Source organism: Arthrobacter sp. I3, from assembly GCF_000520575.1.
Lineage (GTDB): Bacteria > Actinomycetota > Actinomycetes > Actinomycetales > Micrococcaceae > Arthrobacter > Arthrobacter humicola_A.
In genome coordinates this window covers 1,990-21,716 of record NZ_KI914949.1, presented here as the reverse complement: position 1 = coordinate 21,716, position 19,727 = coordinate 1,990, and the positions used below count along the sequence as shown (strand labels likewise).

Genomic DNA, 19,727 nt, shown 5'->3' with positions numbered 1-19,727 from the left:
GGTTTGGTGGCCCGGCGGCGGGCGGCTTCGGGGGCAAGGCCTTCGGCCACGAGGCCGGCGAGCTTGGCCAGGGCGATCTCGCGGTTGCGCAGCTGGGAGGGCTGCTCGGCGGCGGTCACGGTGATTACTCCGGCGATGAGGCGCCGTTCAAGGCGCGTGGCCAGTATCAGCCGTTGGCCATCCGAGAGCGCCGTCGAGGCCGCGACGTTCCACGAGAGTTCGACGCGGCTGTCCGAGGTGTTGACGTGCTGGCCGCCGGGCCCGGACGAGCGTGAGAACCGCCAGCGGAGTTCCGACGCGGGAATGGTGAGCGCGGCCGACACCTCCAGATCCATGCAACCAGCGTTGCACGGATTCCTGTCCTTGACGCATCTCCGGCCTTCCGCATATCCTGAACGAACGGTCGGTAATTATTTATCGGAAATCATTAGGAGCAACCATGGCATCGCAGACCCTGCAGTCAGTGCCCGCCGAGCCATCGCCGGCACGGCATGAACTGAGCCCCGAGGACGCGGCCCGGCGCGACGCCGAGGGCCAGGCATACTTCGACAAAGTCATGGCGGAAGATTCCCGGATCGAGCCGCGCGACTGGATGCCCCCGGCTTACCGCAAAACGCTCCTGCGCCAGATCTCGCAGCACGCGCACTCGGAGATCATCGGCATGCAGCCCGAAGCCAACTGGATCTCCCGCGCCCCGAGCCTGAAGCGCAAGGCCATCCTCATGGCCAAGGTTCAGGACGAGGCCGGCCACGGTCTCTACCTGTATTCCGCTGCCGAAACCCTCGGACAGCCGCGCGATCAGATGATGCAGGACCTGATGGACGGCAAGGCCAAGTACTCCTCCATCTTCAACTACCCCGCCCGCACCTGGGCCGACATGGGTGCCATCGGCTGGATGGTCGACGGCGCCGCGATCGCCAACCAGGTGCCGCTCTGCCGCGCCTCCTTCGGCCCCTACGGCCGGGCCATGGTGCGGGTTTGCAAGGAAGAGTCCTTCCACCAGCGCCAGGGCTTCGAGATCCTGCTGGAACTCTCCCACGGCACCCCCGAGCAGAAGCAGATGGCACAGGAAGCGGTAAACCGCTGGTACGCCCCGGCCCTGATGATGTTCGGCCCGCCGGATGACGATTCGCCCAACTCCAAGCAGTCCATGGCCTGGAACATCAAGCGGTTCAGCAATGACGAGCTCCGCAACCGGTTTGTCGGCATGATGATGGAGCAGGTCAAGGTCCTCGGCCTGACGCTTCCGGACAAGGACATCCGGTTCAACGAGGAAACCAAGAAGTGGGAGCACGGGCCGCTGGACTGGGATGAATTCCATGAAGTCCTGGCCGGCCGCGGCCCCTGCAACGCCCAGCGCCTGGAACGGCGCCGCGAGGCACACCAGAACGGCGCCTGGGTGCGCGAAGCCGCCGCCGCCTACGCGGAAAAGCAGGCAATGAAGCAAGCAGAGAAGGAATCCGCAGCATGACAACCGAACCCCAAGCAGGAAACGTCTGGCCCATCTGGGAAGTGTTCGTCCGCTCCAGCCGTGGACTGTCCCACGTCCACGCCGGATCGCTGCACGCGCCCGACGCGGCCATGGCCCTGCGCAACGCCCGGGACCTCTACACCCGCCGCAATGAAGGGGTGTCCATCTGGGTGGTCCCGGCCGAGGCCATCGCCTCCAGCGACCCCGATTCCAAGGGTTCCTTCTTTGAATCCCCCCAGGGCAAGGACTACCGCCACGCCACGTACTACACCAAGAGCGAGGGCGTGAAGCACCTGTGAGCACCACTCCCGAAACAGACATGCACGACAGCGGCCACGGCGACATCTCCGTCGGCGTATCCGGTGCGGGCGCCAGCGGTGACGGCACCGCGAGCGCCACCCGCATCACCCCCGGCAACGCCCTCCGGCCGGAAGACATCGCGCTGGCCGTCAGCCGCGGCTCCGCGAAGCCGAGCGAAGACGCTGCCGAGTTCGCCCTGCGCCTGGGTGACGACGCACTGATCCTGGCCCAGCGCCTGGGCCACTGGATCTCCCGCGCGCCGGAGCTCGAAGAGGACGTCGCCCTCGGCAACATCGCCCTGGACGAACTGGGCCATGCCCGGTCCTTCCTCAGCTACGCCGGCGGCCTGGACGGGCGCAGCGAAGACGATCTCGCCTACTTCCGCCGCGAGCACGAGTTCCGCTCCGCGGCGCTCTTCGAGCAGCCGAACGGGGACTTCGCCGTCACCATCGCCCGGCAGTTCGTGGTCAGCTACTACCAGTTCGAGCTCTACCGCCGGCTGACGTCCTCCACCGACTCCACCCTGGCCGGCATCGCCGCCAAGGCGGTCAAGGAAGTTGACTACCACCGGGACCACAGTGCCCAGTGGGTGCTGCGCCTGGCCCTCGGCACGGACGAATCGCGACGGCGCATGATCCAGGCGTTCAAAGTCGTCTGGCCCTTTGTCGATGAGTTGTTCCGCGACGACGAACTCACCGGTCGCCTCAGCGAAGCCGGCGCCGCGCCCCAGCCGTCGAGCCTGCGCGAGGACTTCGACCGGCTCACCGGCGAGATCATGGCCGAAGCCGAGCTCGAGGTCCCCAACGTCCAGCCATCACCGGGCGGAGGCCGCCGCGGCCTGCACTCCGAACACCTCGGCTACATCCTCGCCGAGATGCAGGTGCTCGCCCGCGAGTACCCCGGAGCCAGCTGGTAGAGACCATGGAAATGTTCGTCTCCGATCCGGAAACCGCTGAGCGCCGCAACGCCGCCAAGGGCAATACTGCCCGGGAGAAGGCCTGGGCGGTCGCTGCCACCGTGTGCGACCCCGAAATCCCGGTCCTCACCATCGCGGACCTCGGCATCCTGCGCGATGTCCAGGTCTCGACGGAACCAAGCACTGACGACGGCGGGATGGTTCCCGCCGTCCAGGTCACCATCACCCCGACGTACTCCGGCTGCCCCGCCATGGATGCCATCCGGGATGACCTCACCGCGGTTTTCCACCGCGCGGGGTACCCGAGCGTCCGGGTCGAACTTGTCCTCTCGCCGGCCTGGACCACTGACTGGATGAGTGCCGACGGCAAGGCCAAGCTGGAGCAGTACGGGATAGCCCCACCCTCGGGCCACTCGGCACCCACCCGGCACGCCGGCCCGGTCCGGCTCTCGCTCGCCGTCAAGTGTCCCCAGTGCTCATCCCTGAACACCAAAGAACTCACCCGCTTCGGTTCCACCTCCTGCAAGGCCCTCTACGTGTGCCAGGACTGCAAGGAACCGTTCGACTACTTCAAAGTCTTGTAAGGAACAGGTGCTTCCATGAAGGTTGTCCGCCAGACCGCCGCGGAGTCGGCCGCAGCCACCGGCCGCCGTCGTGCGTCCTTCCACACCCTGACGGTGGACGAAGTCCGCCGTCTCACCGACGACGCCATCGAGGTGACGTTCGGGGTCCCGGCCGAGCTCGCCGGCCAGTTCGACTACCTGCCGGGCCAGTACGTCGCGCTGCGCACCACTTTGCCCGACGCCGACGGCCAGCCGCACGAGATCCGCCGCAGCTACTCGATCTGTGCCGAACCGCGCAGTTTCGCGGACGGCAGCAGCGAAATCCGCGTGGCCATCAAGAAAGACCTCGGCGGCCTGTTCTCCACGTGGGCCAATGCCGAACTCAGGGCCGGCGACGTCCTGGACGTCATGAGCCCCATGGGGGCCTTTGTCTCCAAGCACGGACGCGACGGCAAGTCCGTGGAGCAGAATGTCATGAACTCCATGAACCATCCGGAAGAGTTGGCGGGCGAGCCCGGCTCTTTCGTGGCGATTGCCGCGGGCTCCGGCATCACTCCCGTGATCGCCATTGCCCGCACCCTGCTGGCGGCCCACCCGGAGACCCGCTTCGACCTCGTCTACGCCAACAAGGCCGCGATGGACGTGATGTTCCTGGAAGAACTCGCGGACCTGAAGGACAGATACCCGGCCCGGCTGGCGCTGCACCACGTGCTCTCGCGTGAACAGCGGATCGCGCCGCTGCTCAGCGGCAGGATCGACGCCGAGAAGCTGCAGGCGCTGCTGGGCACCGCGATCCACGCCGAGGACGTCGACGAATGGTTCCTCTGCGGGCCGTTCGAACTCGTCCAGCTCTGCCGGGACACCCTCGCCGCTCGCGGCGTCGCCCCGGAGCATGTCCGCTTCGAACTGTTCACTTCGGGCAAGCCGGAGCGCCCCGAGGGCAACATTGGCCGGCCCGTGGTCACTGACGAATCCAAGGAAACCTACAAGATCACGTTCAAGCTGGACGGGCTGCAGGGCGAAGTGGCCAGCCCCACCCATGCCCGCGAGTCCATCCTCAACGCCGCCCTCCGGGTCCGTCCCGATGTGCCGTTCGCCTGCGCCGGCGGCGTCTGCGGCACCTGCCGGGCCAAGGTGGTCAGCGGCAACGTCACCATGGACGAGAACTACGCCCTGGAGCAGGATGAGCTCGACAAGGGCTACGTCCTGACCTGCCAGTCCCACCCCACCACACCGGAAGTCACGGTCGACTTCGACGTCTAGGGTTTTTCGAGGTTTTCCGAATCCAGGTTTTTTCGAATCCAAGGAGCCCCATGATTTCCCTCTCCATTGCCGACGGCGTCGCCGAGGTCGTACTCGACGCCCCGCACAAGCTCAACTCCCTCGACGAGCAGGCGCTCGCGGATTTGTCCCGGGCGTACGACGACGCCGCTGACGCCGCCGCGCGCGGCGAGGTCCGGGCGCTGCTGCTCCGCGGCGAGGGCCGGGCCTTTTGCGCCGGCCGTGACATTGCCGGCGTTACACCGGAGAGCGATGACGCGCAGGCCTACCTCGGCGGGCTCGTCCAGCCGCTGCTGAAGAAAATGAGCGCCTTCCCCGCGCCCACGTTCGCCGCCGCCCAGGGCGCCTGCCTGGGCGTGGGGCTGGGGCTGCTGCTGGCCACGGATGTGGTTTACGTGGCAGAGAATGCCAAGGTCGGCTCACCGTTCGCCAAGCTCGGCGCCACCCTCGATTCGGGCGGGCACTGGTATTTCACCGAGCGCCTCGGCATGCACCGGACCCTGGACCTGATCTACACCGCCGAGCTCATGAGCGGCGCCGACGCCGTGGCGCAGGGCCTGTTCAGCCGGGCCATGCCCGCGGCGGAACTGCTGGAGAATACCCGCGCCATCGTGGCCAACGTCGCCACCGGGGCCACGGGTGCGTTCCGGGCCAGCAAGGAGCTCGTCGCGCACATCAGGGACCAGCGGCTGGGGCTGTGGGAGGCCATGGAAGAGGAAAACGCAGAACAGGCACGGCTGTGCAAGAGCGAGGACTACGCCGAGGGTTTCCGGGCTTTCCAGGAGAAGCGCAGCCCGGTTTTCAAGGGCTGAGGGCTGGCCCGGCCGGGGTACCCGGAAACGCATTTCCCGGCTACTCGTCTTTGCTTCGAAGCATTCTCATTTCCGGAACCCGCTTGTAATGTTCGGTTATGACTCTGGGGAAATCTGTAAATAAGGCTGTCATACCCGCGGCGGGACTGGGAACGCGGTTCCTGCCGGCCACTAAGGCGATGCCCAAGGAAATGCTGCCCGTGGTCGACCAGCCCGCCATCCAGTATGTGGTGGAAGAAGCCGTCCGGGCCGGGCTGACGGATCTGCTCATGGTGACCGGGCGCCAGAAGCGGGCGCTGGAGGACCACTTTGACCGCGAGCCCTCGCTGGAGCACGCCCTCGAACTCAAGGGCGATTTCGACAGGCTGGAGGCCGTCCGCCACGCTTCCCGACTGGGCCCGCTGCACTACGTGCGCCAGGGCGACCCCAAGGGGCTCGGTCATGCCGTCCTCTGCGCCCGCCAGCATGTCGGGTACGAACCGTTCGCCGTCCTCCTGGGCGATGACCTGATCGACGAGCGGGACGAGCTGCTGACCGCCATGATGGATGTCCAGGCCCGAACCGGCGGCTCGGTTGTGGCCCTGATCGAGGTGGATCCGGCGGAAATCAGTGCCTACGGCTGCGCCGACGTTTCGGCGGTGCCGGGCCAGGACCATGTGCGGGTCAACCGGCTCGTGGAGAAGCCCGCCGCCGCCGAGGCCCCGTCCAACCTGGCCGTGATCGGCCGGTACATCCTGCATCCGGAGATTTTCGATGTCCTGGAGGACACTCCGCCCGGCCGCGGCGGCGAAATCCAGCTCACCGACGCCCTGCAGACCCTCGCCGTGTCCGACTGCGAGGGCGGAGGCGTCTACGGGGTGGTCTTCCGGGGCCGCCGGTACGACACCGGAGACAAACTGAGCTACCTCAAGGCGGTCATCTCGATCGCAGCCGACCGGGTGGAATTCGGCGAAGAGCTCCGGGCCTGGATGAAAGCGTTCGTCAGCTAGCGGGTGTCCAGGTCCTCGAACACCAGGAACGTCTGGGTGTCCAGGACTCCGGGCATGGACTGCAGCTGATCGAAGATCACCCGGCGAAGGTCGATGTTGTCCACGGCGCGCACCAGCAGGATGACATCGAAGTCCCCGCCGACCAGAGCGATGTGATGGACCTCGGGGATCGCACGCAGGAGTTCGCGCAGCTCGCGCCAGGAATGCTGGCGCACTTTCAGCGTGACGTAGGCAGAAGACTTCAGCCCGGCTTTGATGGGATCCACCAGGGCGGTGAACTTGGTCAGGACGCCTTCGCCCGTGAGCCGGGCGATGCGGGTGTAGGCGTGGGCGCGGGAAATGTGGACGTTCTCGGCCACCTGTGTCACCGACATCCGGCCGTCCCGGGTCAGCTCCGCGATGATGTTCCGGTCCACATCGTCCAGCGGCACCGCCACCTGCTCCGATTCGAGCTCTGCCATTCGTCTACGACCCCCGCCGGTAATCCAGCTCACACTTACGATTTGTCTTCCAGACTAGGGCAAATTTGTGGACATCTCCACGATTCACCGCAGAGGTGGATACGAAACAGCGGCTGGAGGCATACTGGGAAAGATTAGTGGCTACAGAAGGACGGACCAATGACGATCTCCGCAGACCACGCGGCGCAGCCAGCTGCGCAGCAGGCCGCGCAACAAGATCCAGCCGGTGATGCCGTGAGCAAGTTCGGTATCACCGTTGAGGACTACATGCTGCCCGCACGCCACCAGATCCAGATGGTGGGCCCGGACGGAACCCTGAATCCCCACACGGAACAGGGCACCCAGCCGGGGCACGAGTACAGCCTGCCCAGCGAAGCCGAACTGATGGCCGCCTACGAGCAGCTCGTCATCGGCCGCCGCGTCAATGACCAGAACTCCGCGCTGGTCCGGCAGGGCCGCATGGCCGTCTACCCCTCGAGCCACGGCCAGGAGGCGTGCCAGGTTGCCGCAGCACTGTGCCTTGCCGAGGGTGACTGGCTGTTCCCCACCTACCGCGACTCCGTGGCCGTGATGGCCCGGGGCGTGGATCCGGTCCAGACGATGACGCTCTTCCGCGGCGACTGGCACGGCGGTTACGACCCCGCCAAGAACAAGGTCGGCATCCAGTGCACCCCGCTGACCACCCAGCTGCTGCACGGCGTCGGCGTTGCGCACGCCGCCAAGCTGCGCGGCGAGGACACCGTGGTCCTGGCCATGTGCGGCGACGGCGCCACGAGCGAAGGCGATTTCCACGAGGCCCTGAACTTCGCCGCCGTCTTCCACCTGCCCGTGGTCTTCTTCGTCCAGAACAACCAGTACGCGATCTCCGTGCCGCTGGCGCACCAGTCCGTTGCGCCCTCCCTGGCCCACAAGGCCGTGGGCTACGGCATGGCCGGCGAACGCGTGGACGGCAACGACATCGTGGCCCTGCTCGCCGTCCTCGGCCGGGCCGTCAAGCTCGCCCGGGAAGGTTCCGGCCCGCTGCTGGTTGAGGCGCACACCTACCGGATGCAGGCGCACACCAACGCCGATGATGCCACCCGCTACCGGCAGGACAGCGAAGTCGCCGAATGGGTGGCGAAGGACCCGCTGAGCCGGATGCAGACCTACCTGACGGACCGCGGCCTGCTGGACGACGACCGCGCCGCCGCGATCGCCGAAAAGGCAGAGGCGGTAGCCACGCAGCTGCGCGAAGGCCTCAGCGAAGAGGTTCCGGTGGAACCGCAGGATCTCTTCAAGTACGTCTTCTCCACCCCCACACCACAGCTGAAAGAACAGTCCGCCATGCTCGCCGACGAACTGGCCCGCGACGCCGCATCCATCTCAAGGGAGGCCGGGAAATGAGCCCCACCATCACCACGTCCTCCGAGGCGAACGGCAACGTCAGCGCCGCGACCGCCCGCGCCGCCGCCAAGGCTGCTGTTGCGGCCGAGCAGGCCGGCCCGCAGACCATCACCCTGGCCAAGGCCCTGAACACTGCGATGGCGGATGCCATGCACGCGGACCCCTCGGTCCTGGTCTTCGGCGAGGACGTCGGCATGCTCGGCGGCGTCTTCCGCATCACGGACGGGCTCACCAAGACCTTTGGCACGAGCCGCTGCTTCGACACCCCGCTGGCCGAATCCGGCATCGTCGGCATGGCCGTCGGCATGGCAATGAACGGCATGCGCCCGGTCATCGAAATGCAGTTCGACGCGTTCGCGTACCCGGCCTTCGAACAGATCGTCAGCCACGTCGCCAAGATGCACAACCGCACCAAGGGCGCCGTGAAGCTGCCCATGGTCATCCGGGTCCCGTACGCCGGCGGCATCGGGGGAGTGGAGCACCACTGCGACTCGTCCGAGGCCTACTACGCGCACACCGCCGGCCTGAAGGTCTTCACCCCGGCCACCGTGGCCGACGGCTACCGGATGCTCCGCGAAGCCATCGACTCCGATGACCCCGTCATGTTCATGGAGCCCAAGAAGCTGTACTGGTCCAAGGACCAGGTGGACCTGGACGCGCTGCGCGCCGAGCACGCCGCGAACACCGAGCGCGGCACGTCCTCCGAGGGCCGGGCCGCCGTCGCCCGCCCCGGCACCGACGCCACGCTGATCGCTTACGGCCCGTCCGTTCCGACGGCGCTCGCCGCAGCGGCCGCCGCCGCCGAGGAAGGCCGCTCGCTGGAAGTGATCGACGTCCGCTCGATCGTGCCGTTCGATGACGAGACCGTCTGCGCCTCGGTCCGCAAGACCGGCCGCGCCGTCGTGATCGCCGAGGCCCACGGCTTCGCGTCCGTGGCCTCGGAAATCGTCGCCCGGGTCCAGGAACGCTGCTTCCACCACCTGGCCGCGCCGATCCGCCGCGTCACCGGCTTCGACGTGCCCTACCCGGCGCCGAAGCTCGAGCACTACTACCTGCCCGGCGTGGACCGCATCCTCGACGCCGTTGACGACCTCCAGTGGGAAGACTGACCATGAGCGAACCGAAAGTATTCCTCCTGCCGGACCTGGGCGAAGGCCTCACCGAAGCCGAGCTCGTGAACTGGCTCGTGGCCGTGGGCGACGAGATCCGCGTGGACCAGCCGATCGCCGAGGTGGAGACGGCCAAGTCCATGGTGGAGGTGCCCTCCCCGTACGCCGGCACCGTGGCCGTGCTGCACGGCGAGCCCGGCCAGACGCTCGACGTCGGCAAGCCGCTGATCTCGGTGATGCCGGTTGGTTCCGTTTCCGCCGTGGGCGCCGCCGCAGGCGATGCCGCCCCCGCCCCTTCGCCGGACAGCATTCGTCCTGCGGACGATGCTGCCGGCTCCGACAGGCCCGATGCCACTCCCGGGGCGGCATCGCCTGCGTCGGCTGGGTCTGCGGGTACGTTGCCGGCCGTGGTTGCCGACTCGCCTGCTGCTGTTGCGGCTGAGGCTTATCGCGAGGAGGAGAAGGCCGGGTCCGGCAATGTCCTGATCGGTTATGGGACTCCTGGCGGGCATGGGATTGCCCGGCGGACCCGGGCTCCTAAGCGGGCTGCGGGGGCCGAATCGGTTTCCGGGGTCTCTGCTGCCGAGAAGGCTGCCGATGACCTGGTGCTGCTGCGCACCCGGGTTCCCGGGAAATTGGGGGCCGTTATTTCTCCGCTGGTTCGCCGGATGGCGCGCGACCATGGGGTTGATTTGGGGGAACTCCAGGGCTCGGGGGCCAGCGGGCTCATCATGCGGCGCGATGTCGAGGCCGTCATCAAGCCGTCGCCGGTGGTTGAGCGTCCGGCTGCTGCGGAGTCTGCCGCACCGGCCGCGCCTGCCGCGGGTTCCGGCACCGACGCGCGCACCGGTCTGGGCATTTCCGGACGCACGGCGGTCCGGGGCGTGCGGAAGGCCGTCGCGGCGAACATGTCGCGCAGCCGCTCCGAGATCCCGGAAGCCACGGTGTGGGTGGACGTGGACGCCACTGCGCTGGTGGAGATGCGTGCCGCGCTGAAAAAGGCGGACCCGCACAACACCCCGGGCCTGCTGGCCTTCATCGCACGGTTCGTTACTGCCGGGCTCAAGAAGTTCCCGGAGCTCAACACCCGGATCGTGACCACCGAGGATGCCGCAGGCGGCGCGATGCAGGAGATTGTGGCCTTCGACGGCGTCAACCTCGGGTTCGCGGCGCAGACCGACCGCGGACTGATGGTGCCGTCGGTGCGGAACGCGGACAAGCTCAGCGCCCGCGAACTGGACGCCGAGATCCGCCGCCTCACCGCCGTCGTCCGCGAGGGCAAAGCGACCCCGGCGGAACTGGGCAGCGGCACGTTCACGCTGAACAACTACGGCGTGTTCGGGGTTGACGGTTCCGCCGCGATCATCAACCACCCCGAGGTGGGGATCCTCGGCGTCGGGCGGATCATCGACAAGCCCTGGGTGGTCAACGGCGAGCTCGCGGTCCGCAAGGTCACCGAGCTGACGCTCACGTTCGACCACCGGGTGTGCGACGGCGGAGCGGCCGGCGGCTTCCTGCGCTACGTCGCGGACGCGATCGAGAACCCGGGGTCGGCACTCGTTGACATGTGAGGCTTAACCGGGGATCTGCATCCCGGGTGAGGGGACAGGGGCCGCACGATCACTCTTGTGCGGCCCCTGCGGTCCCCGGCCGCGCCGAAAGCCACCGTGCCAGCCACGACGCCGGCAGGAGCAGCAGCCACGCGAACGGCGTGTAGGCCTTGAGGACGAACGCCGCGGGAATTGAGAGCAGGAAGACCAGCGCCACGGCAATCCGCGCATAAAAGATGCGGCGGTGGACGTGGGCGGCCATCTCGCGGTCCATGAGCCCCGCATGCTTCGCATAGCCCCAGATGGCCGCCAGCATCAAATAGACAGCGGCAATGTTGGCGGCGTACAGGACGCTCGGCCACGGAGTGGGGTCGTCCCCGTAGTCGCTGAGGATCGACGTCGGACCGGGCAGCATGGCGATGAAGAACAAGAGGGCCAGATTCAGCCAGGCCAGGTTCGCATTGAAGCGGCGGATGAGGGCAAAGTCGGAGTGGTGGGACATCCACGTCTTGGCGATGATGACAAAGGACAGGGCGTACGCCAGCAACTGCGGCAAGGCAGCAACCAAGGCGTCGTCCACCTGGTCCGCGGGAATTCCTTCAGGAAGTTTCAGGTCCAGGGCCAGGAGGGTCAGGGCGATGGCGAAGACGGCATCGCTGAAGAACACCATCCGCTCCAGGGACGTGCCGGATTTCAACGGGAGCCACCCCCATTCGTTCGGTGGAGCACCTGGCTCATCGAGGGAAGTAGCCCACAGGCTACACCGCCGCGCGGGCCACGACGAGGGGTCCGGGCATACCCGCCACAGGGACCGGAAGGGCATGCCCTGAAGGGAAATGCCAGCCAGCGCGGGTAGAATCGAGGCCTGTACAGCACCAACAACGCTGGACCAACAATGCCGGAAAAGCGTCGGAAATACGGAGATTCAATGTCACGATGGCTCGAGGTCGGTCCGGACAACTACGTACTGACAACTCAAGGTTCCCTGCTCAACACAGGTCTGGTGGTCGGCACCGAGCGCGCCATGGTGATCGACACCGGCGGCGGGCCCCGGCAGGGCCGCGAGATCCTGGCTGCCGTGCGGGAAAAGACCGGGCTGCCGCTCGTCGTGGTCAACACGCACGCCCACTATGACCACTTCTTCGGCAACGCCGTCTTCGCCAGTGAGGGCGTTACGGAATTCTGGGCACACGAAAACTGCGCCGCGGAAATCGAAGAGAACGGTGACGAGCAGCGCCGGCTGGTGGCCTCCGAGGAACCCGAAATGGCGGCCGGTCAGGGCTCCGACGCTGAGTTGGTGGTTCCCAACGCCATCGTGAAGGACCAGCCGGTCCTGGTGGATCTTGGCGGGCAGACCGCCACCTTGTTCTATCTGGGCCGCGGCCACACCGACGGCGACCTCCTGGTCGGCACGGCAAGCACCCTCTTCGCCGGCGACCTCGTCGAACAGGGTTCCCACCCGTCCTTCGAGGACTCGTTCCCGGAAGACTGGGCCGACGCCCTCCGGCACCTCTCCGCGCTGCGGCACCGCTACGAATTCCTGATTCCCGGCCACGGCGAACCGTGCTCGGACCAGTTCGTCAAGACCATGGCCAACACCATGACCACCGCGGTCCGGCAGGCGATCCAGGCCACCCGGGAAACCCCGGACGACGCAACCAAGGCGATCCCGATCCTGCCGTACGGCCCCGAGCAGTCGCGCTGGTTCATCAAGCGCCTGCAGGACACGCGAGCCCACCGCTAGGGCCGGGAAAATGGCGGTAATGGTAAGTGTGCTCATTACTGCCCCTAGACTTGTTCCTTGAACGATGTCAATCGAGCACTGCAGCGGTCTGCGCTGTGATCCCTGGGGGGAACGAACATGCCAGAACCGGTCGAAAACAAGACCGCCAACGCCCTCGCTGAAGCTGAAACAGCTGAAGAGCAGGCCCAACTCCCGCGTCGGAGAGACCGCCGCCGCGGCGACGACTCCGACGCCTGGACAGGAACCATGCCCATCATTTCGAGCAACCAGGCCGAACAGCGCCCAACAGCCCCCAGCAGTTCCTGGGCGGAGGCCGCCGCTGCCGCTGACGCGCCGGCGCGCCCGCAGCCTGCCAAACCGTCCAAGGATCCCGTGCTGAAGCCGCCTGCCCCCGAGGCCGCTCCTGCCGTGCCTGCCCAGCCCACCCGATCCACCCGTTCGGCCAGCAAAGCCGCGGCCCTGGCCGACGCCCCGCTGCCCGACTTCATCAGCTCACCGGGTCTATTTGTCCGCGAGCAGAAGCCCCGGCCCGTCGGCGGTTTCCGCGGTGCCCTCTACAACCTGACCGGCGGCGGTCTGAACCTTGGCCCGAGTGCCAGGCAGCGTGAGGAAGACGAACTGGCCCGGCGCATCTCCCGCCAGCTCCAGGGCAGCTACAACACGGCCGTCCTGAGCCTCAAGGGCGGCATCGGGAAGACCTCCACGACGGTCGGCGTCGGACTGACCCTGGCCGAGTTCCGGGGCGATCCTCCGTGCGCCATCGACGCCAACCCCGATTCCGGCGATCTCGTCGAGCGCGCCCTCGGCGAGGGGATCTACCAGCAGCAGAGCCCGCGCACCATCACGGACCTGCTCAAGAACATCGAGTCAGTCGATTCCCTCACCGCCCTGGCCCGCTACATGCACCACGCCGGCAGGCTCCACCTCATTGCCGGCGAGCAGGACCCCGAGGTCTCAGATTCGCTGACGGCCGAGGAATACCTGCGGATCCGCAAGCTCATCTCCGCCTACTACTCCGTGGCGCTGATCGACTGCGGCACGGGCGTGACCCACAATGCCATGAGCGGCATCCTGCAGTCCGCGGACAACCTGATCATCGCGGCCGGCTATGCCGTCAGCGGCGCCAAGCGGGCCCGCAGCACGCTTCACTGGCTGGCCAGCCACGGCTACGAAGACCTGGCCCGCAACGCCGTCGTGGTCATCACCGACAAGGACGAGGTGTCCACCAGGGTGGACAAGGACGCCATCGAGGAACACCTGTCCGGCATCTGCCGCCAGCTGATCGCGGTTCCGCATGACCGCGGGGTGGCCGACGGCGACCTCGTCACCCTCGATGTGCTTCGCCCAGAAACGCGGCGCGCGTACCGGGAGATCGCCGCGGCAATCGTCGACGGATACGTCTAAGCGCGACCCGTGCCGACCTCCGCGGTACATTTGAGCATGGCCAACAACTCACTCGGGGTCGACGCCGCCCGCCACCTCCAGGACCTGCTTTTGGGGACCGACAACGTCGAGGACTTCCTGGGCCGCCTCGCGGAGTTCTCGGCCGCCACGCTGAGCCGTACGACCGGCGCCGAGATTGAGTGCGGCGTGACTTTGCAGCGCCGCAAGCGGACCATGACGGTCGCGGGCAGCAGCGCGCGGGCGGTCACCCTGGACCGCATCGAACAGACCCTCGGTGACGGCCCCTGCATCGAGGCGCTGCGGACCAGGTCCGTGGTCCTGCTGGCGGATGTCGACGCCGATCCCCGCTGGCCCGACTACCAGCGGCAACTTGCCGCCAACGGGTGCCGCAGCACGCTCGGCGTTCCGCTGGAAATCGGCGACGACGCCGCCGCGGCCCTGAACTTCTTCGGGGCGGACACCGGGCTGTTCACGGACGACATCATTGCGGAGGCGGCCGGATTCGCCGACCTCGCCGGCCGCGCCCTCCGGCTGGCCGTGCGGCTCGGAACCTTCCAATCCCGGGCCGAAGATCTCCAGTCGGCCATGGAACACCGCACTTCCATCGATCTGGCCTGCGGCGTGATCATGGCCCAGAACCGCTGCTCCCAGGACCAGGCCATGGCCATCCTCACCAGGGTTTCCAGCAACCGGAACCAAAAGCTCCGGGAAGTCGCCGAGGACGTGCTCCGGCACCTCACCAGCGAGGAAGTCCGCACCCACTTCGACGCGTAGGGCAGGGACGGCCGCGGCGGGTGCCTAGGATGAAGGGGATGACCACCACACGCCTCGCGCCCTTCAGCCTCCGCAGCATCGCCGTTCCCGCGTTCGGGCCGGCCCTCATGTTCAGCCTGGGGGAGGGCGCGATCCTGCCCGTGGTCGCCCTGTCCGCCCGTGATCTTGGCGCCTCCGTGCCCGGGGCCGCGCTGATTGTGACGCTGATCGGCCTCGGATCGTGGTTCTTCAACCTGCCGGCGTCACTGATCACCCTGAAATTCGGGGAACGCTGGGCGATTGTGGGGGCCGCGGCCGCCAGCGCGTTCGCCCTCGCCGCGGCGGCGGTCGCTCCGCTGTTTTCCGGCGGCCTCTGGGTGCTGGCGGCGGCGATGGTGGTGGTCGGCATGGCCGCCAGCGTATTCAGCCTTGCCCGGCAGAAATACCTGACCGAGGCCGTGCCGGTCATGCTCCGTGCCCGGGCCCTGTCCACCCTCGGCGGCGTCAACCGGATCGGGATCTTCATCGGCCCGTTCGTTGGCGCCGCCGTGATGCAGTTTGCCGGCATCAGCGGGGCCTACTGGGCTGGCGTCGTGGCGATGGCCGCCGCGGCGGCCGTGTCAGTCACCATCCCCGACCTTGAGGCGAAGCCGCAACCGGTCGACGGCGTTCCGGTGCAGCAGCCCACCTTGCGCAGCGTCGCGGTGTCCCACGCCGGCGTCTTCCTGAGCGTGGGGGCCGGGGTGCTGCTGCTGAGCGGGCTGCGCGCCTCGCGCCAGGTGGTCATCCCGCTGTGGGCCGATCACCTGGGCCTGGACCCCACCCAGGCCTCGCTGATCTACGGGATCTCCGGAGCGATCGACATGCTGGTGTTCTATCCGGCAGGAAAGCTGATGGACCGCAAGGGCCGGCAATGGGTGGCCGTGCCGTCCACACTGATCATGGGGGCGGCCATGGTGCTGATTCCGCTCAGCACGGGCTTCGTCTCGCTCATGCTGGCGGCGCTCCTGATCGGCTTCGGCAACGGGATCAGCTCGGGCCTGAACATGACTCTCGGGGCCGACTTCTCGCCGGACAACGGCCGCGGCCAGTTCCTCGGCATCTGGCGCTTCATGGCCGACGCCGGCGCGACCGGCGGGCCCGTGCTGCTCTCCGCCGTCACCGCCGCCGTGTCCCTGGGGGCCGGTGTGGCCGCGACCGGTGTGATCGGCTTCGCCGCCGCGGCCGTGTTCGCCGTGACCATTCCGCGGCTCAAGCACCGTCGGAACTACTGACCGGCCGGGGCACCGGAGCGCTCAAGCAGGCAGTGATTAACAGGTAGCGACTACTCGGGCGACGCCTGCGTGGGCTCAGTAAGGTCGGGGAACCGCGCCGGTGCATCGAGACCGGCCCTTAGGGGGGCGGCACGAGTGCCGCAGTCAGGGTCCGCCCGTGATTATTTGCAGCGCATGGTCTCCGCCCGGATGGGCGATGCGTTTCGACGCAAAAAAATGAGGAGATGCTCATGTTAGGAAAACAGTCCCGCTGGTTCGCGCCCCTGGCTGCAACAGCAGCCCTGCTGCTTGTCGCTTCGCCCGCGGGTGCAGTCACCGAGCCGGCTGTGACCATTCCCGCCGTGGATTCGTGCGGGGACTTCGATCTTGGTCTCACGGCCACGGGCGGCACGATCAGGGAAATCCAGTTCAGCAACGGCAACCTCTACAGGGTGGGCACAGGAGTCGTCCTCACCTGGTCCAACCAGGGCCTCAACGGTTCTGGGAGCAACGGGAAGACGTACACGGTGAAAACCTCCGGCTCCGTGGCCAGGTATGTCAAGAACCCGGGCGGAGAGACCTATACGCTTACCCTCACCGGCCACAACGGGTTTATCTTCTTCTCGACGGACACCGGAGGCCCCGGGGCCTTCCAGTACACCGGACGGGTGGTGCTCACCGTTGACAATCCGGTTGGCAATAACGTGAAGTCCGTGGACGCCAGCGCGGGCAAAGCCGTGGATATCTGCGCACGTCTCAGGTAGCCATCGCGGGATCCCGCGTGGGCCCGGGCGCGCTGTTGTTCCCGGGCCTACGTGCGCCGCGCTAGCGTTCCTGGTGTAGGGGCCTGTCCCGCCGTCGTGGGTCCGGCTGCCGGGCGGCCAGGCCGAACAGCCACACGCCGGCCACCGTTGCGAGGTAGCCGGCAATGACGATCAGGGACGTGCCGGCCCAAAAGTAGCTGGTGGTGCTGACCTCCTGGCCGCCCGGGCCGATGCTCAGCAAGGCGACGGCCGCCACCCCGGCGGCGGCAAGACCGGTGAGCACGGGAAGCGCCACCCACACCCTGGCCGAGGCCCAGTGTTCGTTGTAGCCGTTCCAGACGTTCCAGCCCGGACCCCGGCGGATGATCAGCCAGCCGGCCGGGATCATGAAAGCCCCGACCACCAGGAAGGCCGCGATCACATCGGCGGGCCGGTGCCACTGGTTGATCAGCGTGGACACGCCCGTGGCGACGGCGAAGCTGCCGCCCAGATAGCCGGCCAACGGCCGCCAGCGCGGCGAAACCATGAGGAACACGGCGGCGGCGGCCGAGGCCGCCATGGTGGTGTGGCCCGAGGGCAGCGAATTCAGTTCCAGCGTCTCAACCCCGCGGTACGGCCGGACCGGAAGCCAGTCCTTCAGGATCTGGGTGGCAAGGTTGGCGCCGACGCACGCCGCAATCGCAATCACCGCCGCCGACCAGCGGCGCCGCAGGATGGTGACGAACACGACCACAACCGACGCGATCACCACGGAGAGCGCCGGCAGCCAGTCCAACAGCTTGGTGGCGGCCTTGCCCGCGGTCCCGCTGAGCTCCACGGCTTCCACGAGGGCGGATTCGTCAATGAACTGGCCCGTGGTGGTTCGGACAAAGAAGACATAGGTGACGGCCAGGGCGGCGACGCAGGCAACCGTGGCCAGCACGAACAAGGCTGCCGTGGCCTTGCCGGGGGACCGCCGCGCCGGCGGATCCGGTGTTGCGCGGTCCGTGCTGCGCTCTGGCGTCTCGGGCGCACTCGCCGGGAGGAGTTGTGTTTCCGCAGCCTGTGTTTCCTGGACCGGTATCTCCCGGACCTGGGTTTTCGGGGCCTCTGTTTCATAGACCGGGGCAGACGGGTCCCAAGGGGTGCGTTCCTGCCGAAAAGTCATGCCATTAAGAGTCCCATAGAACCCTGCGCGCCAGCTGAAGGGCCGGCGCGCGGCGCGGAGGGTAGTGCCCGCCAACAGACGAGTACTCACTACTGGTGCGCCGCCGGACCGGGATTTGTAGAGTCGTGTGTGTGCCGGCGCGGCTTGTCCCCGGCACGGCGCTCCTTGAGCGGGGCCGGCGGAGACGAGTTTCCTGGTCCAGGGGCTCACCCCCAGTCGACGCCGGCCCAATCAAGGATCCATGCCCGGCTCCCGGTGCCGCGTTCCCGCGCCCCGCGCCCCGCGTCCGAGACCGGTGTCCGGGAAAGCTCCGCAGTACATTCCTTCCACATTCTCCTCGGTACATTCCCCGCAGTGCATTCCCAGTACAGTGGCTCCATGCCTGCCCTCCCCACGGACCCCCCGGCACGTCCCGCCGCGCCCCTGCCCGGCCTCGACGAACTCCTGGCCGGCGCCCATGTCGTGAGCCTGCCGATGCGAGTGAAATTCCGGGGCATCCTGCAGCGGGAGGCCCTGCTGCTCCGCGGGCCGCTGGGCTGGGGCGAATTCTGTCCCTTTCCCGAGTACGGCGACCCCGAGGCCTCCCGCTGGCTTACGGCCGCCATCGAGGCCGGCTGGGAAGGGTTCCCCGCGCCGCTGCGGGACAGCATCCCGGTCAACGCCACGGTTCCTGCCGTGCCGGCGCACCGGGTGCCCGAGATCCTGGCCCGCTTCGGCCGGGTGGACGCGGTCAAAGTCAAGGTCGCGGAGCCCGGCCAGAGCCTGGACGACGACGCCGCCCGGGTGGCGGCCGTCCGTGCGGCGCTGCCGGACGCCGCGATCCGGGTGGACGCGAACGGCGGCTGGGACGTGCCGGAGGCCGTCGCGGCACTGACCCGGCTCGCCGCCGTCGGGCTCGAATATGCCGAACAGCCCGTGCCGGGGATCGAGGGCCTCGCCGAGGTCAGGCGGCAGCTCCGGGCCGCCGGCGTCCCCGTGCTGATCGCCGCGGATGAGAGCGTGCGCAAGGAGGACGACCCCCTCAAAGTGGCGCGGGCCGGCGCCGCGGACCTGATCGTCGTCAAGGTGGCCCCGCTCGGGGGAGTGCGGCGCGCCCTGCGGATCGTGGCGCAGGCCGGGCTGCCCGCCGTCGTGAGTTCGGCGCTGGACACCTCGGTGGGGATCCGGGCCGGACTGGCCCTGGCTGCCGCCCTGCCCGAGCTGCCGTATGCCTGCGGCCTGGGCACGGTGTCCCTTCTCGCCGCCGATGTCACGCACGATCCACTGGTACCCGACGACGGCGAGATCGCTCTGCGCGACGTCCGCCCGGCACCCGAGCTGCTGGCCGCGTACGCCGCCTCGCCGGAACGCCGGGACTGGTGGCTGGACCGGCTGCGGCGGGTGCACGCGGTGCTGGCCGCATCGACTGCTCCGTAACGGCCCTTCAGGACCTCGAAAACGGCGTTTACGGAGCAACCGATGGGTTCGGCGGCACCACGAGCATTCACCGGGACTTCATCTGACAGACGCCTCTCGGTAGCCAGCGGCTGGAAGGGTGGGCGCGACCGCAACTCACCCCCATGGAAGGTCTCTCCATGTCTGTCACCTCCGGACGCAAATTTTCCCTGCTCCCCATGCTCGGCCACACCAAAGGCAAGCGAAGCCCCGTCACCTGCGCGCTGAAGTGCGACAACGCCTGCTCGGGCGAGGTCTGCAACACCAGCACCAACAGCTACTTCCGGGACATCGCCTCCGCCACGATGTCCCGCCGCGCCGCCCTGGGCTTCGGCGCCGCCGGCGCGCTCGCCGTCGTTCTCGGCAACGCCGTGACGTCAGCCGATACGGCAG

General features: G+C 67.8%; 20 protein-coding genes and 1 pseudogene. 17 read left to right on the top strand and 4 right to left on the bottom strand.

Features of this window, described 5'->3' with window-relative positions; translation table 11 throughout:
* Nucleotides 1-335 (bottom strand): alternative ribosome rescue aminoacyl-tRNA hydrolase ArfB (gene arfB, locus Y706_RS26315; RefSeq protein WP_043436446.1); only part of this gene is annotated, 335 nt, incomplete at its 3' end.
* A gap of 104 nt (nucleotides 336-439) precedes the next feature.
* On the opposite strand from arfB, the gene paaA reads away from it, so the two are divergent.
* The 7 genes from paaA (at nucleotide 440) to galU (ending at nucleotide 6,332) form a co-directional block, all read left to right on the top strand.
* Nucleotides 440-1,471, top strand: a complete 1,032-nt coding sequence (gene paaA / locus Y706_RS0118230; RefSeq protein ID WP_028277740.1) for a 1,2-phenylacetyl-CoA epoxidase subunit PaaA — start codon at nucleotides 440-442, stop codon at nucleotides 1,469-1,471.
* Nucleotides 1,468-1,770 (top strand): 1,2-phenylacetyl-CoA epoxidase subunit PaaB, encoded by a 303-nt coding sequence (gene paaB / locus Y706_RS0118225; RefSeq protein WP_028277739.1) that lies wholly within the window; start codon nucleotides 1,468-1,470, stop codon nucleotides 1,768-1,770. The genes paaA and paaB overlap by 4 nt, the downstream gene beginning before the upstream one ends.
* 20 nt (nucleotides 1,771-1,790) lie before the next feature.
* Nucleotides 1,791-2,687: a 1,2-phenylacetyl-CoA epoxidase subunit PaaC gene (gene paaC / locus Y706_RS0118220; protein ID WP_043436445.1), complete on the top strand. Its 897-nt coding sequence runs from the start codon at nucleotides 1,791-1,793 to the stop codon at nucleotides 2,685-2,687.
* Between the two features lie 11 nt (nucleotides 2,688-2,698).
* Nucleotides 2,699-3,271, top strand: a complete 573-nt coding sequence (gene paaD / locus Y706_RS0118215) for a 1,2-phenylacetyl-CoA epoxidase subunit PaaD (RefSeq protein ID WP_028277737.1) — start codon at nucleotides 2,699-2,701, stop codon at nucleotides 3,269-3,271.
* Between the two features lie 15 nt (nucleotides 3,272-3,286).
* Nucleotides 3,287-4,513 carry a 1,2-phenylacetyl-CoA epoxidase subunit PaaE gene (paaE, locus tag Y706_RS0118210; RefSeq protein WP_028277736.1) on the top strand — a complete coding sequence of 409 codons (1,227 nt, stop codon included), beginning with the start codon at nucleotides 3,287-3,289 and terminating at the stop codon, nucleotides 4,511-4,513.
* A 50-nt stretch (nucleotides 4,514-4,563) separates the two neighbouring features.
* Nucleotides 4,564-5,343: an enoyl-CoA hydratase/isomerase family protein gene (locus Y706_RS0118205; protein WP_026537450.1), complete on the top strand. Its 780-nt coding sequence runs from the start codon at nucleotides 4,564-4,566 to the stop codon at nucleotides 5,341-5,343.
* 98 nt (nucleotides 5,344-5,441) lie between these two features.
* Nucleotides 5,442-6,332: a UTP--glucose-1-phosphate uridylyltransferase GalU gene (gene galU, locus Y706_RS0118200; RefSeq protein WP_028277735.1), complete on the top strand. Its 891-nt coding sequence runs from the start codon at nucleotides 5,442-5,444 to the stop codon at nucleotides 6,330-6,332.
* Here galU and Y706_RS0118195 read toward each other — a convergent pair.
* A complete protein-coding gene (locus tag Y706_RS0118195) occupies nucleotides 6,329-6,793 on the bottom strand; it encodes an Lrp/AsnC family transcriptional regulator (RefSeq protein ID WP_026537452.1) in 465 nt (154 codons plus the stop codon). The genes galU and Y706_RS0118195 overlap by 4 nt on opposite strands.
* A 159-nt stretch (nucleotides 6,794-6,952) precedes the next feature.
* Here Y706_RS0118195 and pdhA point away from each other — a divergent pair, with 159 nt between their 5' ends.
* Genes pdhA through Y706_RS0118180 form a run of 3 tightly spaced genes read left to right on the top strand, consistent with a single transcriptional unit; the run spans nucleotide 6,953 to nucleotide 10,856 of the window.
* Nucleotides 6,953-8,176 carry a pyruvate dehydrogenase (acetyl-transferring) E1 component subunit alpha gene (pdhA, locus tag Y706_RS0118190; RefSeq protein WP_028277734.1) on the top strand — a complete coding sequence of 408 codons (1,224 nt, stop codon included), beginning with the start codon at nucleotides 6,953-6,955 and terminating at the stop codon, nucleotides 8,174-8,176.
* Complete coding sequence (locus Y706_RS0118185; RefSeq protein WP_018775128.1) at nucleotides 8,173-9,285, top strand: alpha-ketoacid dehydrogenase subunit beta; 1,113 nt, start codon at nucleotides 8,173-8,175, stop codon at nucleotides 9,283-9,285. The genes pdhA and Y706_RS0118185 overlap by 4 nt, the downstream gene beginning before the upstream one ends.
* 2 nt (nucleotides 9,286-9,287) lie before the next feature.
* Nucleotides 9,288-10,856: a dihydrolipoamide acetyltransferase family protein gene (locus Y706_RS0118180; RefSeq protein ID WP_028277733.1), complete on the top strand. Its 1,569-nt coding sequence runs from the start codon at nucleotides 9,288-9,290 to the stop codon at nucleotides 10,854-10,856.
* A gap of 49 nt (nucleotides 10,857-10,905) precedes the next feature.
* Here the strand turns inward: Y706_RS0118180 and Y706_RS0118175 are convergent, their stop codons facing one another.
* On the bottom strand, nucleotides 10,906-11,532 hold the full coding sequence (locus Y706_RS0118175) for a TMEM175 family protein (RefSeq protein WP_028277732.1): 627 nt from the start codon (nucleotides 11,530-11,532) through the stop codon (nucleotides 10,906-10,908).
* Between the two features lie 231 nt (nucleotides 11,533-11,763).
* On the opposite strand from Y706_RS0118175, the gene Y706_RS0118170 reads away from it, so the two are divergent.
* From Y706_RS0118170 to Y706_RS0118150, 5 genes are all read left to right on the top strand, one after another.
* Nucleotides 11,764-12,579: an MBL fold metallo-hydrolase gene (locus tag Y706_RS0118170; RefSeq protein ID WP_028277731.1), complete on the top strand. Its 816-nt coding sequence runs from the start codon at nucleotides 11,764-11,766 to the stop codon at nucleotides 12,577-12,579.
* Nucleotides 12,580-12,696: 117 nt separating this feature from the next.
* Entirely contained in the window at nucleotides 12,697-13,983 is a 1,287-nt protein-coding gene (locus Y706_RS0118165; RefSeq protein WP_028277730.1) for a MinD/ParA family ATP-binding protein, read from the top strand.
* Between the two features lie 36 nt (nucleotides 13,984-14,019).
* Entirely contained in the window at nucleotides 14,020-14,757 is a 738-nt protein-coding gene (locus Y706_RS0118160) for a GAF and ANTAR domain-containing protein (RefSeq protein WP_028277729.1), read from the top strand.
* Nucleotides 14,758-14,795: 38 nt separating this feature from the next.
* Complete coding sequence (locus tag Y706_RS0118155; protein WP_028277728.1) at nucleotides 14,796-16,010, top strand: MFS transporter; 1,215 nt, start codon at nucleotides 14,796-14,798, stop codon at nucleotides 16,008-16,010.
* A 230-nt stretch (nucleotides 16,011-16,240) separates the two neighbouring features.
* Complete coding sequence (locus Y706_RS0118150; protein WP_028277727.1) at nucleotides 16,241-16,753, top strand: hypothetical protein; 513 nt, start codon at nucleotides 16,241-16,243, stop codon at nucleotides 16,751-16,753.
* 61 nt (nucleotides 16,754-16,814) lie between these two features.
* Here the strand turns inward: Y706_RS0118150 and Y706_RS0118145 are convergent, their stop codons facing one another.
* Nucleotides 16,815-17,900: a phosphatase PAP2 family protein gene (locus Y706_RS0118145; protein WP_028277726.1), complete on the bottom strand. Its 1,086-nt coding sequence runs from the start codon at nucleotides 17,898-17,900 to the stop codon at nucleotides 16,815-16,817.
* Nucleotides 17,901-18,278: 378 nt separating this feature from the next.
* On the opposite strand from Y706_RS0118145, the gene Y706_RS0118140 reads away from it, so the two are divergent.
* Nucleotides 18,279-19,316 carry an o-succinylbenzoate synthase gene (locus tag Y706_RS0118140; protein WP_028277725.1) on the top strand — a complete coding sequence of 346 codons (1,038 nt, stop codon included), beginning with the start codon at nucleotides 18,279-18,281 and terminating at the stop codon, nucleotides 19,314-19,316.
* Nucleotides 19,317-19,474: 158 nt separating this feature from the next.
* Nucleotides 19,475-19,727, top strand: a pseudogene (locus Y706_RS26310) (phosphatase); the annotation flags it as partial.